This is a genomic window from Kaistia sp. 32K, from assembly GCF_016629525.1.
Lineage (GTDB): Bacteria > Pseudomonadota > Alphaproteobacteria > Rhizobiales > Kaistiaceae > Kaistia.
The window spans coordinates 1,791,020-1,806,342 of sequence record NZ_AP024269.1; the positions used below are offsets into that span (position 1 = coordinate 1,791,020).

At 66.5% G+C, this 15,323-nt stretch carries 13 protein-coding genes; all 13 read left to right on the top strand.

Going from position 1 to position 15,323, the window contains the following annotated elements:
• Positions 1-74 precede the first annotated feature (74 nt).
• The 13 genes from K32_RS08040 to K32_RS08100 all read left to right on the top strand — a co-directional run bounded on the left by K32_RS08040 (position 75) and on the right by K32_RS08100 (position 15,308).
• The gene (locus K32_RS08040; protein ID WP_201403514.1) at positions 75-1,577 is read left to right on the top strand and encodes a pyridoxal-phosphate dependent enzyme; all 1,503 of its coding nucleotides are present in this window, start codon (positions 75-77) and stop codon (positions 1,575-1,577) included.
• 37 nt (positions 1,578-1,614) lie between these two features.
• Complete coding sequence (locus tag K32_RS08045) at positions 1,615-2,580, top strand: CoA transferase subunit A (protein WP_201403515.1); 966 nt, start codon at positions 1,615-1,617, stop codon at positions 2,578-2,580.
• A complete protein-coding gene (locus K32_RS08050) occupies positions 2,573-3,340 on the top strand; it encodes a CoA-transferase subunit beta (RefSeq protein WP_201403516.1) in 768 nt (255 codons plus the stop codon). Before K32_RS08045 ends, K32_RS08050 begins: the two co-directional genes overlap by 8 nt.
• Positions 3,341-3,361: 21 nt before the next feature.
• The gene (locus K32_RS08055) at positions 3,362-4,345 is read left to right on the top strand and encodes an LLM class flavin-dependent oxidoreductase (RefSeq protein ID WP_201403517.1); all 984 of its coding nucleotides are present in this window, start codon (positions 3,362-3,364) and stop codon (positions 4,343-4,345) included.
• Positions 4,346-4,437: 92 nt separating this feature from the next.
• Complete coding sequence (locus K32_RS08060) at positions 4,438-5,721, top strand: ArgE/DapE family deacylase (RefSeq protein ID WP_201403518.1); 1,284 nt, start codon at positions 4,438-4,440, stop codon at positions 5,719-5,721.
• Between the two features lie 250 nt (positions 5,722-5,971).
• Entirely contained in the window at positions 5,972-7,111 is a 1,140-nt protein-coding gene (locus tag K32_RS08065) for a Re/Si-specific NAD(P)(+) transhydrogenase subunit alpha (RefSeq protein WP_201403519.1), read from the top strand.
• Between the two features lie 149 nt (positions 7,112-7,260).
• Positions 7,261-7,584 carry an NAD(P) transhydrogenase subunit alpha gene (locus K32_RS08070; RefSeq protein ID WP_201403520.1) on the top strand — a complete coding sequence of 108 codons (324 nt, stop codon included), beginning with the start codon at positions 7,261-7,263 and terminating at the stop codon, positions 7,582-7,584.
• Complete coding sequence (locus K32_RS08075; RefSeq protein ID WP_201403521.1) at positions 7,581-8,969, top strand: NAD(P)(+) transhydrogenase (Re/Si-specific) subunit beta; 1,389 nt, start codon at positions 7,581-7,583, stop codon at positions 8,967-8,969. The genes K32_RS08070 and K32_RS08075 overlap by 4 nt, the downstream gene beginning before the upstream one ends.
• A gap of 211 nt (positions 8,970-9,180) precedes the next feature.
• Positions 9,181-11,547 carry a xanthine dehydrogenase family protein molybdopterin-binding subunit gene (locus tag K32_RS08080; protein ID WP_201403522.1) on the top strand — a complete coding sequence of 789 codons (2,367 nt, stop codon included), beginning with the start codon at positions 9,181-9,183 and terminating at the stop codon, positions 11,545-11,547.
• Positions 11,544-12,383 (top strand): xanthine dehydrogenase family protein subunit M, encoded by an 840-nt coding sequence (locus tag K32_RS08085; protein ID WP_201403523.1) that lies wholly within the window; start codon positions 11,544-11,546, stop codon positions 12,381-12,383. Before K32_RS08080 ends, K32_RS08085 begins: the two co-directional genes overlap by 4 nt.
• Entirely contained in the window at positions 12,380-13,624 is a 1,245-nt protein-coding gene (locus tag K32_RS08090; RefSeq protein WP_201403524.1) for a 2Fe-2S iron-sulfur cluster-binding protein, read from the top strand. Before K32_RS08085 ends, K32_RS08090 begins: the two co-directional genes overlap by 4 nt.
• A 228-nt stretch (positions 13,625-13,852) precedes the next feature.
• Complete coding sequence (locus tag K32_RS08095) at positions 13,853-14,617, top strand: GntR family transcriptional regulator (RefSeq protein WP_201403525.1); 765 nt, start codon at positions 13,853-13,855, stop codon at positions 14,615-14,617.
• A 205-nt stretch (positions 14,618-14,822) separates the two neighbouring features.
• A complete protein-coding gene (locus K32_RS08100) occupies positions 14,823-15,308 on the top strand; it encodes an Lrp/AsnC family transcriptional regulator (RefSeq protein ID WP_201403526.1) in 486 nt (161 codons plus the stop codon).
• Positions 15,309-15,323 lie beyond the last annotated feature (15 nt).

The following is a 15,323-nucleotide window of genomic DNA, read 5'->3' on the forward strand; positions in this document are numbered from 1 at the left end:
GTACTAACATTAGTATGATAGCCTCTTTTGACCGTCGGCAATGACGGTGAGCAGGGGACGGGGAGCTTTCGGAAATGGCGGATGTCGTGGCGGGTCTCGTCGCCAGGCCAGAGATTGTGGATGGGGAAGGGCGCCGCGCCGCCATCGAGCGGGCGCGCAGCCGGGGCATCGTGCTGCCGACCTTCGCCCAGCTTTCCGGCCAGGAACCGATTCCCGCCGATATCGAGGCGCGCCTCGCCGAGGTCGATCCCGACGCGCCCGCCGCCGAAAACCTCTGGCGCGTGCACTGGTACAACGGTCCCGACCGGCGCGGCCGCGTCGACGTGCCGGCGCATGTCGTTCTGCCGTCGGCGCTGACTGGCGTCGCGGCGCCGATCGTCGTCCTCCTCGGTTCGCGCTTCCCGATGATCGGCGCGCACAAGGTGCTGCCGGTCTATGCCGGGCTGGTGACGCGCCTCGTGACGGGGCAGTTCGACCCCGACCGCAATCGCGCCGTCTGGCCGTCGACCGGCAATTATTGCCGGGGCGGCGTCGCGGTCTCGCGCATCCTCGGCTGCGATGGCATCGCCGTGCTGCCGGAGGGCATGAGCCGCGAGCGCTATGACTGGCTGGAGCGCTGGGTCGCCGACCCCGCGCACATCATCCGCACGCCGGGAACCGAGAGCAACGTCAAGGAAATCTACGACAAGTGCCACGAACTGGCGGCGAGCGACGACAACGTCATCCTCAACCAGTTCTCGGCCTTCTCCAACTACATGGCGCATTACGCCTGCACCGGCATGGCTTGCGAGCGGGTGTTCGCCGAAGTTCAGGCGAAGCGCGGCGGCGCGCGACTTTCCGCCTTCGTCTCTGCGACCGGCTCGGCCGGCACCATCGCGGCCGGCGACCATCTGAAGGAAGTGTTCGGCACCCGGATCGCCGCCGTCGAGGCGCTCGAATGCCCGACCATGCTGGAGAACGGCTATGGCGAGCACAACATCCAGGGCATCGGCGACAAGCACATCCCGCTGATCCACAACGTGATGAACTCGGATTTCGTCATCGCCGTCTCCGACCGGGTCAGCGACAAGCTCAACCTTCTGTTCAACACCGACGCGGGCCGGGCCTATCTGGCCGCGCGCCCGGATCTCGACGCCGATCTCGTCGCTGCCTTCGTCGAGATCGGCATCTCCGGCCTCGCCAACATCGCCGCCTCGATCAAGCTCGCGCGCTACATGGACTACGGCCCCGACGACGTCGTCATGACGATCGCCACCGACAGCGCGCGGCTCTACGGCACCGAACTCGGCGGCGCCGAGCGCAAGTTCTATCCCGCCGGCTTTTCGGCGGCGGATGCGGGCGGGATCTTCGCATCCTGCCTCGCCGAGCTCTCCGACGAGAACGTCCTCGAACTCGGCCAGCCGGGACGGCGGCGCGTCTTCAACCTCGGCTACTACACCTGGGTCGAGCAGCAGGGCGTCACCGTCGAGGATTTCGACAGCCGCCGGGAGCAGTCCTTCTGGAAGGACATCGCCGCGTCCGTGCCCGCCTGGGACCGGCTCATCACCGAATTCAACGCCGAAGTCGGCCTGAACTAGCAGAAGCGGCACTGGCCGCCAGCCTAAGGAGGAGCGTGTGCTGAACGCCCAGGTAGAGCCCTATCAGAGGCTCAGGGAGAATCTGTCCCAGCGCGACCGCAGTCTGCGCGAGAAGGTCATGACCTTGGAGGAGGCCGCCTCCTTCGTGCAGGACGGCATGAAGGTCGGCATCGGCGGCTCCACCATGTCGCGCACGCCGATGGCGATGATCTGGGAGCTGGTGCGCCAGCGTCGCAGGAACCTGTCCTGCTCGCGGGCCATAACCTCGACGGATGGCGACATCCTGTTCGGCTCCGGTGTCTCCGACCACATCATCACCAGCTGGTTCGCGCAGGGGATTCTCTGGGGCCTGTCCAAGGTCATGCGGCGCCATGTCGAGCAGGGCCTCGCCCGCTACGAGGAATGGAGCCACATGGCGGTCGGCATGCGTTTCCGCGCCGGCGGCATGGGCGTGCCGTTCCTGCCGATCCGCTCGATGCTCGGTTCCGGCGTCATGGATCAGCGCCCCGAGGCGAAGCCGATCGATTGCCCCTTCACCGGCGAGAAGCTGCTGCTGGTGCCAGCGCTCAATCCCGACGTGGCGTTGATCCACGTCCAGCGTTGCGACGCCTATGGCAACGCGCAGATCGACGGCCTGCAGTTCATGGACATCGATCTGGCGCTCGCCGCCAACCGCGTGATCCTGACGACGGAGCGCATCGTCTCCAACGACCAGATCCGCCGCGCGCCCGACCAGACCAAGATCCCGTTCTTCTGCGTCGACGCCGTCGTCGAGGTTCCCTATGGCTCCGCGCCGCACGAATGCTTCGGCCTCTATGAGCCGATGCTGAAGCACATGGAAGCCTATGTCGGTCAGGTCAATTCCGACCCGGTCGAGGGCATGCGCGACTACCTCGAGCGTTACTTCTACGCGCCGAAATCCTGGAACGAATACCTCGCCCTGATCGGCATGGAGGAAGTTCTGGACGCGAGCCGGAAGGGGCGGAGCATCTACAATGACTGACACGACGCGCTACACCGCCGCCGAAATCCTCGCCATTCTCAGCGCCCGGCAGTTGAAGGACGGGCAGGTGGTCTTCGCCGGCGTCGGCACGCCGCTGCTGGCCGCGACGCTGGCGCAGCGCCTGCGCTGCCCGGGGCTCACCATCCTGTTCGAGGGCGGTGTCGTCGGCGCCTTCGTCGAGCCCGGCAAGCTGCCGCCCTCGACCAACGACCAGCGTTGCACCAAGCGCGCCAACATGGTGCTCGGCAGCGCCGACGTGCTGCTGCTGCTGCAGCGCGGCTATGTCGACATCGGCTTCATGGGCGGCGCCCAGATCGACCAGTTCGGCAATCTGAATTCGTCCTTCATCGGCGATCCCTCAGCGCCGAAGACGCGCCTGCCGGGTACCGGCGGCGGCAACGACATCTCGAGCCTCACCAACATGATCGTGGCGATGAAGCACGAGAAGCGCCGCTTCGTCGAGAAGGTCGACTTCATCACTAGCCCCGGCTTCCTCCGCGGCGGCACCAGCCGCGCCGAGGGCGGACTGCCGGCCGGCGGCATGTTCCGCGTCATCACCGAGCTCGCCGTCTTCGGCTTCGACGATCAGACGCGCCGGATGAAGGTGCTGGCGCTCAATCCCGGCGTCAGCCGCGAGAATGTGCAGGACAACACCGGCTTCGACCTCGTCTTCGACGAGCAGATCGCGATCACCGAGCCGCCAACCGAACATGAACTGGAAACGCTCCGGTCGATCGACCCCGAGCGGATGTTCATCTGAGTTTTCATTGGGAGGAATTCAATGACTATGCTGTCCAAGACGTTCGGCATCGCCGCGCGCAACTTCGTCGCGTATCCGAACATGCCCGATGCCCGCGCTCTGGTTGACTATGGCGTCCGCGTCGAGGAACTCGGCTACGACTCGGTGTGGGTCTGGGACCACATGCTGCTCGGCGTCGACCCGAACTTCCCGATCATCGACTCGCTGACCGCTCTGACCGGCATCGCCGCCCGCACGACCCGCATCAAGATGGGCACCGGCATCCTCGTCCTGCCGCTGCGCAACCCGGTCGCGCTCGCCAAGCAGCTCTCGTCGATGGACCAGCTGTCGAACGGCCGCATGGTCATGGGCATGGCCGCCGGCTGGTACAAGCGCGAGTTCGACGCCATGAGCCTGCCGTTCGGCAAGCGCGGCAAGATCATGGACCAGAACCTCGAGATCATGCGCCGCCTGTGGACCGAAGACCTGGTGACCGGCGACTACAAGATCGAGGACGAAGCCACGGGCGTGCAGCTGAACTACAAGCTGTCGAAGGCGGTGATGTATCCCAAGCCCGCGCAGCCGCAGCTGCCGATCCTGATCGGCGGCTATGCCGATGCGGCGCTGAAGCGCGCGGGATCCACCGGCGACGGCTGGCTGACCTATTTCTACCGCGCCGAGGACTTCAAGAAGTCGTGGGACAAGGTGCTCGGCTTCGCCAAGGAAGCCGGCAAGGACCCGTCGAAGGTCATGAACGCCTCGCAGCTCCCGATCATGGTCGGCCCGTCCAAGGAGGCGGTGCATGACGACATGATGGACTGGCTCAACAAGGAATGGGACTTCCCCGAGCACAGCGACTGCACCCGCGAAAGCGCCATCATGGGCTCGGTCGACGAGTGCGTCGAGCAGCTCCGCGCTCATATCGACGCCGGCGTCCAGAAGATCATTTTCGTCCCCTACAAGTACCAGACGGACCAGATCGAGACGATCGCCCGCGAGATCATCCCGCGTCTGAAGACGCTCTGAGCCTCCGAGCTTTGGCCCGCGCCGTCTCCGGAGGGGAGGCGGCGCGGCCTCTCGCCGCCGAAACACCATCCAGAAGCAATCCGGAACGTCTCATGACCGATCCCAACCGCCAGAAAATCATCGACGCGATCGACGCCAACCGCGACCCGGCGATCCGCTTCCTGCAGGACATGGTCGCCATTCCGAGCGTCACCGGCGACGAGGCCGCGATCCAGGAGTTCGTCTCCGGCTACATGACCGGCATCGGCCTCGACGTCGACATGTGGGAGACGGACTGGGAAGAGCTGAAGAAGCATCCGGGCTACCGTCCGGTCGATCGCGGCTATGAGGGCCGGCCGAACATCGTCGCCACCCGCAAGGGCACGGGCGGCGGCCGCTCGCTGCTCCTGAACGGCCATACCGACGTCATCCCTGTCGGCAATGGCGAGGGCTGGAGCGATGATCCGTGGTCGGCCGCCATCAAGGATGGCCGCATCTATGGCCGCGGCTCCTGCGACATGAAGAGCGGCGTCGCCAGCCACATCCTGGCGGTCCAGTATCTGAAGGAAGCCGGCATCGATCTGAAGGGCGACGTCTACATCAACGTCGTCATCGACGAGGAGGTGTCGGGCCACGGCACGCTCGATACCGTCATCCGCGGCTACACCGCCGACGCCGGCATCTCGGGCGAGACCAGCGATCTCGCCGTCCAGCCTGCCTGCATCGGTCGCATCTGGTTCCAGATCGACGTGCAGGGCAAGCCGGCCGGCATCCAGCAGCGCTATATGGGCATCAGCGCCATCGAGCTCGGCAACAAGGTCGTCAAGGCCGTGCAGGAGCTGGAGGATCACCGCGTCGCGACGGTCAAGCATCCGCTCTATCCGAGCGCGCTCGACTCGCTGCCTTGCATCATCGGCTCGTTCCAGGCCGGTAACTATCCGAGCGCCTTCCCGGCCAGCGCCGTGCTCAAGGGCAGCATTGGCACCGTGCCGGGCGAGGACCATGAAGGCGTCAAGCAGAGCCTCGTCGACAAGATCGCCGAGATGGCGAAGAACGATCCCTGGATGAAGGACCATCCGCCGGTCGTCCGCTTCGTCGGCTATGACGCGCAGGCGTCCGAGATCCCGCGCGACCACGGCATCGTCGAGACGGTGTGCCGAACCTATACCGAGGTGACGGGCAAGACGCCGGTGATCAGCGGCCGCCAGGGCGCCGCGGATACCCGCTTCCTGAACGAATATGGCCACACGCCGACCGTGATCTTCGGACCGGGCTCGACGGCGGTCATGCATGCCAATGACGAATATGTCTCGATCGACGATTACCTTACCTCGATCAAGGTGATGGCGCTCAGCATCTATGACTGGTGCAATAGCGAGCCGATCGCGAAGGCCTGACGGCCGCCGACCCGCAGCGGCTCGAGGAGGGGAAGAGGCATCGCCTGGCGATGCCTCTTTTTTTTGCGCGTGACTCGCCCCTGGGTTGCGCCCTGAGGCGGCGAATAATTTCGGCATCAATAGTTTCTATCTTACTATAAATAGGTTGATTATGAATCGCGTCGGGCGCAGTGTGGGCTCGATGTCAGGGCAAATGACCGTGGGGGCACGCTGTCGGCTCTGCCGTCTTGCCAGTTCAGGAGACGAGGCCATGCATATTGCGGTTCTGTCCGATACGATGACCGACACGCGGGTGGCAGCCACCCCGGAGACGGTGAAGAAATACGAGACGCTGGGCGGGAAGGTCCTGGTACAGGGCGGCGCCGGACACGGCGCGGGCTTCTCCGATCAGGAGTTCGAGCGTGCCGGTGCCCGTGTCGCGCCCGACGCCGCCACGACGGTTCGCCATGCCGACATCGTGCTGTCGGTCAACCGGCCCTCGGCCGACGTCATCCGCGCCTGCAAGCCGGGCGCGATCGTCATCGCCACGATGGATCCGCATCGCCCGGCCGACTCGCTCGACGTCATGGCGAGCGCCGGCGTCTCCGCCTTCGCCATGGAGCTGATGCCGCGCATCACCCGGGCGCAGAGCATGGACGTGCTGTCGAGCCAGGCCAATCTGGCCGGCTACCGCGCCGTGATCGACGCCTCGTCCGCCTATACCCGTTCGCTGCCGATGATGATGACCGCGGCCGGCACCGTTCCCGCCGCCCAGATCTTCGTCATGGGCGCCGGCGTCGCCGGCCTGCAGGCGATCGCCACCGCGCGCCGTCTCGGTGCCGTCGTGACGGCGACGGATGTTCGTCCGGCGGCGCGCGAGCAGGTCGAGTCGCTCGGCGCCAAGTTCATCGCCGTCGAGGACGACGAGTTCAAGAAGGCCGAGGCCGCTGGCGGTTACGCCAAGGAGATGTCGAAGGCCTACCAGGCCAAGCAGGCGGAGCTCGTCAGCGAGCATCTCCGCCGTCAGGACATCGTCATCACCACCGCGCTGATCCCGGGCCGTACAGCGCCGATCCTGATCACCTCGGCGATGATCGAGCCGATGCGTGCCGGATCGGTGATCGTCGATCTCGCCGTCGAACGCGGCGGCAATGTCGAGGGAGCGAAGGCCGGCGAGGTGGTCACCACCGCCAACGGCGTGAAGATCCTCGGCAATTCCAGCGTGCTGAAGGTCGCGGCCACCGCGTCGAACCTCTATGCGCGAAACCTCTACTCGTTCGTCTCGACGCTGGTCGACCAGCGCACGGCGGATCTCGCCGTCAACTGGGACGACGATCTGATCAAGAGCACCAACCTGACGCGGGGAGGGCAGATCGTGCACCCGGCCTTCGCCAACGCGCTCGCGAGCTGACGCGGCTCGGCGCCCCATCGTCTAGCGCCGCTTCCTTTCATTCCGCACCGGGCGCCGTCGCCCGGAGCAGCCACCGCGAACCATCGCGGGGGAATGCCTTCCCTTGCGCCGCCGTCGCCGACGGTAGGCCGTCTCTCCGGAGGATCATCATGACGTCCACGGCCGTCATTCAGCTCTTCGTCTTCGTCCTCGCCGGCTTTGTCGGCTTCCAGGCCATCACCCGCGTGCCGCCGCTGCTGCACACGCCGCTGATGGCCGCCACCAACGCCATTTCCGGCATCTCGCTCGTCGCCTCGATCGTGCTCGCCGGCGCCAACCAGAGCGTGCTCAGCACCGTGCTCGGCACCATCGCCGTCGGCTGCGCCATGGCCAACGTCGTCGGCGGCTTCCTGATCACGGATCGCATGCTCGCCATGTTCGACAAGGCCAAGGCCGCCAAGCAGGAGGAGCGCGCGAGCGCTAGGGTCCATTGATCGACATCGTCATCCAGCTTTCCTACCTGCTGGCCTCGGTCCTCTTCATCTTCGCGCTGCGCTCGCTGAGCCGTCCGGATACGGCGCGGCGCGGCATGCAGCTTGCCGCCTTCGGCATGCTGATCGCCGTCGCGGCGACGCTGCTCCATGCCCGCATCGTCACCTATGAGTGGATCCTGATCGGCGCCGCCGTCGGCGCGCTGATCGGCTACCCGCTCGGCATGTGGGTGCCGATGACGGCCATGCCGCAGCGCATCGCCTTCAGCCACGCTTTCGGCGCGCTGGCCGCGACCCTCGTCGGCATCGGCGAATACGCGCATCTCTATCACGAGCAAAGCCTGACCCGCGGCGTCATGACGGCGCTCGGCTTCGAGGTGCTGCTCGGCGCGCTGACGGTGACGGGAAGCCTGATGGCCTTCGGCAAGCTGCAGGAACTGCTGCCCGGCCGGCCGATCACCTTCCCCCTCCAGAACTACTTCAACCTGGCCCTCTTCGCCCTCGGCGTCGCCGGCTTGGTCTGGGTGGTGCTGTTCCCGTATGACGTCTGGGTCTTCGCTGCGATCTGCGCGATCGGCCTCATCGTCGGTATATTGATCGTCATGCCGATCGGCGGCGCCGACATGCCGGTGGTGGTCTCGCTGCTCAATGCCTATGCCGGCCTTGCCGCGGTAGCGACGGGCTTCGCCCTCGACAACAACGTACTGATCGTCGTCGGCGCGCTGGACGGCGCCAGCGGCTTCATCCTCTCGGTCGCCATGAGCAAGGCGATGAACCGCTCCTTCGCCAACGTGCTGTTCGGCGCCTTCGGTTCGGCGGGCGGTCCCGACGAGGCCGCGGCTTCCGGAGCCTCCGGCGATATGACGGCGATCCAGGTCGACGACGCGGCGCTCCGCCTCGCCTTCGCCAACCGCGTCATCATCGTGCCGGGCTACGGCCTCGCCGTGGCGCAGGCGCAGCACCAGGCGCGCGAGCTGGTGGATCTGCTGGAGAAGCGCGGCGTCGACGTCCGCTTCGCCATCCATCCGGTCGCCGGCCGCATGCCGGGGCACATGAACGTCCTGCTGGCCGAGGCGGGCATCTCCTACGACAAGCTGATCGACATGGAGGACATCAACGAGCGCTTCGCCGGCACCGACGTCGCGCTCGTCGTCGGCGCCAACGACGTCGTCAATCCGGCGGCGCGCACCAACAAGAGCTCGCCGATCTACGGCATGCCGATCCTGAACGTCTCCGAGGCGACCAGCGTCATCGTGCTGAAGCGCGGCAAGGGCGCCGGCTTCTCCGGCGTCGAAAACGATCTCTTCGTGGCGCCAAAGACGTCTATGCTGTTCGGAGACGCGAAGCAGTCGTTGATGCAGCTGGGCGCCGAGGTCAAACTGGCCTAGCCCGCGCGAGCGGTGGCGCCGGCTCCGGCGCCACCAGCGGCTCCCCAGGCGAGAGCCACCTCCGGTTCGAATACCCGGCAGATGGACCGCAGGCACAATAGTCTTGCTATCATTCCAAAAATAAGATGAGCTAGCGTTTGCGGACGGTTCGAGAGGACAGCCGCCGGCATCCGACCGCCGGCGCTGGGGCCACCGCAACGGGAGGATCCAAATGAAGAAACAGGGTGTCGGCGCGTCCATGCTCCGCAAGGAGGACGACCGTTTCCTGCGCGGGCGCGGCCAGTATGTCGCCGACCTGCGGCTGCCGGGAATGAAGGACGTCGCCTTTGTCCGCTCGCCGCTCGCCCATGCGCGCATCACCGGCGTCCGCATTCCCGACGAGATGCGCGACCGGGTCTATGTCGCGGGCGACCTCGAGGGCGTGAAGCCGATCGTCGCCGTCTCGGGCCTCGCCGGCTTCAAGGTCTCCGAGCAGCCGGTTCTGGCCTTCGAGAAGGTGCGCCAGGTCGGCGAGCTGATCGCCGTCTGCGTCGGCGCGACCCGGGCCGAGGCGGAGGATATCGCCGCGACCGTCGAGCTCGACCTCGACGAATTGCCGGCCCTGCACGACATGATCGCCGCCCGGAAGCCGGGCGCCGCGCTGGTGCATGAGCATTGGGGCGACAACGTCTTTCTCGAGACCTTCGTCGACGTCAACATGGAAGCGGCCTACGACGCGCCGATCAAGGTGACGCGCGAGATCTCGACTGCCCGCCAGTCGATGGCGCCGATGGAAGGGCGCGGCACCGTCGCCTACTGGGACAAGCGGCTGGAGCAGCTCGTGCTCCACACCGGCAGCCAGATGCCGCACATCGTCCGCACCGGCCTCGCCGAATGCCTCGGCCTCGACCAGGGCCAGGTCCGCATCGTCTCGCCGGATGTCGGCGGCGGCTTCGGCTACAAGGGCATCCTGCTGCCGGAGGATATCTGCCTCGCCTTCCTCGCCATGAAGCTCGACCATCCGGTGCGCTGGATCGAGGACCGCCGCGAGCATCTGACGGCCGGCGCGAACTGCCGCGAGCATCACTACGTCATCACCGGCTATGCCGACCGCGACGGCAAGCTGCGCGGCATCGAGTGCGAGGCGACCGTCGATTCCGGCGCTTACTCGTCCTATCCGTTCTCGGCCTGCCTGGAGGCGGCGCAGATCGCCAGCATCCTGCCGGGCCCGTATGATTTCCCGTCCTATCGTTGCCGGACCTGGTCGGTCTCGACCAACAAATGCCCGATCCTGCCGTATCGCGGTGTGGCGCGGACCGGCGTCTGCTATGCGCTGGAGCTGGTGCTCGACGCGATCGCCCGCGAGGCGGGGATCGAGCCGCATGAGGTCCGTCTGAAGAACCTCGTCCAGCCGGAGCAGATGCCGTTCGACAACATCACCCGCAAGCATTTTGACTCAGGCGACTATCCCGAGGCGCTTAACCGGGCCATCGCGGCGATCGATCTGGCCGGCATCCGCGAGCGGCAGCGGCGCGGCGAGCCGGACGGAAGGCTGATCGGCGTCGGCCATTCGATCTATTGCGAGCAGGGCGCGCATGGCACCTCGGTCTATGCCGGCTGGGGCATTCCCATGGTCCCCGGCCATGAGCAGGCGACGGCACGTATGACACCGGATGGCGGCCTCGAACTCCGCGTCGGCGTGCATTCGCACGGCCAGAGTATGGAAACGACGCTGCCGCAGGTGGCGCACGAGATCCTCGGCATCGACACCGCCAAGATCAAGCTCGTGCATGGCGATACCGAATACACGCCGTACTCGACGGGAAGCTGGGGCTCGCGCTGTGCCGTGATGGCCGGCGGCGCGGTCGCGACCGCGGCCCGCGAGGTCGCCGGCCTCGCCAAGGGCATCGGCGCGCATCTGCTGCAGGCGGACATCGCCGACGTGAAGCTGGTCGACGGCCATGTCGTCGGCCCGAATGGCAGCGTCAGCCTCGAGACGGTCGCCTACACCTGGTATCGCCGGCCGCAGGATCTGCCGGCTTCGGTCGATCCGCGCGGTCTGGAATCGACCATCGGCTTCAAGCCGGTGCGCGATTCCGGCACGTTCAGCTACGCGGCGCACGCGGTCGTCGTCGCCGTCGATCCCGAGATGGGCGACATCGAGATCCTCGACTACGTCATCGTCGAGGACGGCGGCCAGCTGATCAATCCGATGGTCGTCGACGGCCAGATCTATGGCGGCCTGGCGCAGGGCATCGGCACGGCGCTCTACGAGGAGATGAATTTCGACGCCTCGGGCCAGCCGCTCGCCTCGACCTTCGCCGATTATCTGCTGCCGGGGCCGACCGAGGTGCCGGCGCCGCGGCTCGACCATATGGAGACGCTCGCGCCCTATACGGAGTTCGGCGTCAAGGGCATCGGCGAGGGCGGGGCGATCGCGCCGCCGGCGGCGATCGGCAATGCCGTCAACGATGCGCTCCGCCGCTTCGGCGCCGAGTTGCTGCACTCGCCGATGACGCCGCGCCGCGTGCTCGAGGCGATCCAAGCGGCCAAGACGACCAAGAAGGCCAGCCAGGTGAAGCAGGGGGAATTCGCGTGAAGCCGGTCAATTTCGACTATGCGCGGCCGGCCGATGTCGGAGCGGTGCTCGCGCTGCTGGCCGAGGACGGCCCGACCGTGAAGCTGATGGCGGGCGGCCAGTCGCTCGGCCCGATGCTCAACATGCGGCTGGTGCAGCCGGATCTCCTCGTCGACATCGCCGCGATCGATGAATTGAAGCAGGTGACGGACAAGGGCGATGCGATCGTCTTCGGCGCCTGCATCACCCATGCCGATATCGAGGATCGCCGTGTGCCCGACGTGACGCACGGGGCGCTGCCCCGTGTCGCCAACGGCATCGCCTACCGCGCCGTGCGCAATCGCGGCACGGTCGGCGGCAGCCTGACCCACGCCGACCCCTCGGCCGACTGGATCTCGATGTTGTCGGCGATCGGTGCCCGCGTCACGCTGCGAGGGCCCTCCGGCGAGCGGACGATCGCCGTCGAGGACTACATGCTCGGCGCGCTCGAAGCCGATCTCCGGCAGAGCGAAATGCTCGTCTCGGTCACGGTGCCGAAGCTCGGCCGCTCGGCGCGCTGGGGCTACTACAAGAGCTGCCGCAAGACCGGGGAGTTCGCCCATGCGATCGGCGCGTTCCTGGCGGATCCGGATCGCGGCGTCAGCCGCGTCGTGATCGGCGCCACGGAAAGCCGGCCGATCGTCATCGCCGATGCGCGGCATCTCCTCGGCGACGGCACCGCCGCCCGGCTCGACCAGGCCTTTGAAAGCGCCGCCGCCGAAGAGGCCGTCGCCGCCGCCGGCATGGACGACCCGATCGACCGCCAGACCCATGTCGTCGCGCTCCGTCGCGCCATCGAACGAGCCACTTCAGCATGAACACCGTCACCCTCAAGGTAAACGGCAAGCCGGCGCGCGCCGAGATCGAGCCGCGCATGCATCTCGCGGACTTTCTCCGCGACACCCAGAACCTGACCGGCACCCATATCGGCTGCGAGCACGGCGTCTGCGGCGCCTGCACGATCCTGGTCGACGGCGTGCCGACGCGCTCCTGCATCACCTTCGCGGTCGCCTGCGAGCAGGCCGACGTCACCACCGTCGAAGGGCTCGATGCCGACGAGGTGGCGATGGAACTCCGCGCCGCCTTTACGAAGGAGCACGGTCTTCAGTGCGGCTATTGCACGCCCGGCATGATCGTCTCGGCCCGCGACGTCGTGCTGCGCCTGGATGATCCCACCGAGCACGAGATCCGTGTCGCGATGAGCGGCAATCTCTGCCGCTGCACCGGCTATGTCGGCATCGTCCGCGCCATCCAGAGCGTGATCTCGGCCCGGCGCGCGCGCGGGATCGCGGCGATCCCGGGCGGCGAGCATCGCACGACGCTCGGACCGGCTGGCTCCGGTCATGGCGCCGCGGCGACGCTGACAGGCTCCGCCTCGACAAAACGTCCGACGCTGACGGTCGCGAAATCCGAGGTGAGGGCGGATGCCAAGCCTGCGGCGGCACCGGCCCGGCAGGAGGCCGACTGGAAGCCGCAGACGACCTTCACCGAGAGCTTTGTTGTCGGCCATCCCGTCGAGGACGTTTGGGCGTTCTTCGACCGCATCGGCGAGGTCGCGTCCTGCCTGCCAGGAGCCTCGCTCGCCGGCGAGCCGGTCGATGGCCACGTCGAAGGCCAGATCCGCATCAAGGTCGGGCCGATCTCGGCCGAGTTCCAGGGTGTCGCCGACGTCAGTCGCGACGACGCGACCAAGACCGGCACGATCGACGGCGCCGGCAAGGACAAGCGCAGCAATTCCGCCACGCGCGGCCTGATCGGCTATGCCGTGAAGCCCGGCGACAAGCCGGGCGAGACGCGCGTCGACGTCAGCATCGGCTACACGCTGACCGGGGTGCTCGCGCAGTTCGGCCGCTCGGGGCTGGTGCAGGACGTCGCCGGACGGCTGATCGCGGCCTTCGTCCAGAATTTGGAGGCGAAGCTGGCGCATCAGGCCGGCGGCGGGGAGCCGGGCGCCTCGGCGCCGCCGGTGGTGACCGAGCTCGACGCGGGCTCGCTCGTCTCCTCCGTCATCCTGGGCCGGCTGAAGCGCTTCTTTGCCGCGCTGTTCGGTCGTCGCTAACAGTCGCGCGGGGGCAGGGGAGGGAAGTTGCCCTCATCCGCATCGGCGGCCGCGATCTCAGGGGTTGCCGTAGGGGCCGGCTGGACGTATCGAGGTTGTGGGGATGATCGGACTCGCGCAAGCTTGCTTCGGTCCCGACAGCTCGCCGCTGCCGGGGGACCGATCGGTCTGCGCGGAAAGGTCGGGGTTGCGCTGGTAAAATAGGCCCATCTGCCGTATGTTGGTATTATGAGCAAACTCACTTCGATCTACGACCGCAGCCGCGTGCCTCTCTACATCCAGGTCGCGTCCGTGATGCGACAGCGCATCGACACGGGCCACTGGGTGGAAGGCGACAAGATCTCGACGCTGGAAGAGCTGGAGCAGGAATTCGCGGTCGCCCGCGTCACCATCCGCCAGGCGATCGAGCTCCTGCGCGAGGAGGGCCTTCTCAACGCCCAGCAGGGGCGCGGCACCTTCGTGTCCGGCAAGCCGAAGCACAATCGCTGGCTCAACCTCGCCAATGATTTCGACACCATGGTCTCGTCGATCAAGGACAATGTGCTGAAGCGCGTCCATATCGAGGAGATCGCCGCCAATCCGGATCTTTCGGAAGGCGAGGGCACTCTCGCCGACAGCTACGTCTTCCTGCGCAGCGTCCAGTACAACGACAACGAGCCGTTCTCGGTGGTCAACCTGCATCTAGCGCGCTCGATCTTCGACAAGGCCGGCAAGCAGTTCATGAGCGTGGCGGCGCTACCGAAGATCGTCGAGATGGCGGATGTCACGATCGCCCATGCCCATCAGACCCTGACCATCGGGGTCGCCAGCCCGGAGACGGCCGATCTGCTCAAGATCGGCCTCGGCGAACCGACGGCGGATTGCCGGCTCGTGCTGGTGGACGATAGCGGCATCGCGATCTACGTCGCCGATATCCACTATCACAAGAACTGCTTCGCGCTCCGCAACGATCTTCTCGAGAGAAGCGGCCCGCGCCGGGGCGGCGCCAAGTAGGTCTGCCTGCTTCTCTGGATTTCTGGCGTTCTTGTCTTTCGAAAAATTCAAGCGAACCGCCATGCGAACGGCCGATGAACCGTCGTGCGTGTCCGATTATCCTTCCCGTCTCGATGTCGGCTTGAGCAATTCTGTTGCGGCTGCGGCGGGATCTGCGCTCTAATCGAGGTCGTTGCATGAAGCGTTCTTGCGTGGAGCCCCAGTCTTGCAAAGTGATTCCTCCGCCAGCGGGCTCGATCGCTTCGACCTGGCCATTCTCGAGATCCTGCAACGCGACAACACCACGCCGCAGCGTCTGATCGGCGAGCAGGTGCATCTCTCCGCCGCCGCCGTGCACCGGCGCATCCGCCGCATGGAGGCGGAGGGCGTCATCGCCGCCAACATCGCCAGCGTCGATCCCGCGCGCGTCGGCCGCCCGATCACCATCGTGGTGGAGGTGCATGTCGAGAGCGAGCGCATGGGCCTGCTCGACGACGCCAAGAAGGCCTTCTCGGAGGCGCCCGAGGTGCAGCAATGCTACTACGTCACCGGCGACGCGGATTTCGTGCTGATCATCACGGTCGCCAGCATGGGCGAATATGAGGCGCTGACCCGCCGCCTGTTCTTCCAGAACCACAATGTGAAGCGCTTCCGCACGCTGGTCGTGATGGACCGCATCAAGACCAGCCTCGCGGTACCGACCGGGGCGTGACACGAAAAAGGCCCC

Excerpts from the sequence above, each read along its gene's own strand:
- K32_RS08040 (WP_201403514.1), top strand. The coding sequence starts at position 75 with ATGGCGGATGTCGTGGCGGGTCTCGTCGCCAGGCCAGAGATTGTGGAT.
- K32_RS08050 (WP_201403516.1), top strand. The coding sequence starts at position 2,573 with ATGACTGACACGACGCGCTACACCGCCGCCGAAATCCTCGCCATTCTC.
- K32_RS08055 (WP_201403517.1), top strand. The coding sequence starts at position 3,362 with ATGACTATGCTGTCCAAGACGTTCGGCATCGCCGCGCGCAACTTCGTC.
- K32_RS08060 (WP_201403518.1), top strand. The coding sequence starts at position 4,438 with ATGACCGATCCCAACCGCCAGAAAATCATCGACGCGATCGACGCCAAC.
- K32_RS08065 (WP_201403519.1), top strand. The coding sequence starts at position 5,972 with ATGCATATTGCGGTTCTGTCCGATACGATGACCGACACGCGGGTGGCA.
- K32_RS08070 (WP_201403520.1), top strand. The coding sequence starts at position 7,261 with ATGACGTCCACGGCCGTCATTCAGCTCTTCGTCTTCGTCCTCGCCGGC.
- K32_RS08080 (WP_201403522.1), top strand. The coding sequence starts at position 9,181 with ATGAAGAAACAGGGTGTCGGCGCGTCCATGCTCCGCAAGGAGGACGAC.
- K32_RS08090 (WP_201403524.1), top strand. The coding sequence starts at position 12,380 with ATGAACACCGTCACCCTCAAGGTAAACGGCAAGCCGGCGCGCGCCGAG.
- K32_RS08095 (WP_201403525.1), top strand. The coding sequence starts at position 13,853 with ATGAGCAAACTCACTTCGATCTACGACCGCAGCCGCGTGCCTCTCTAC.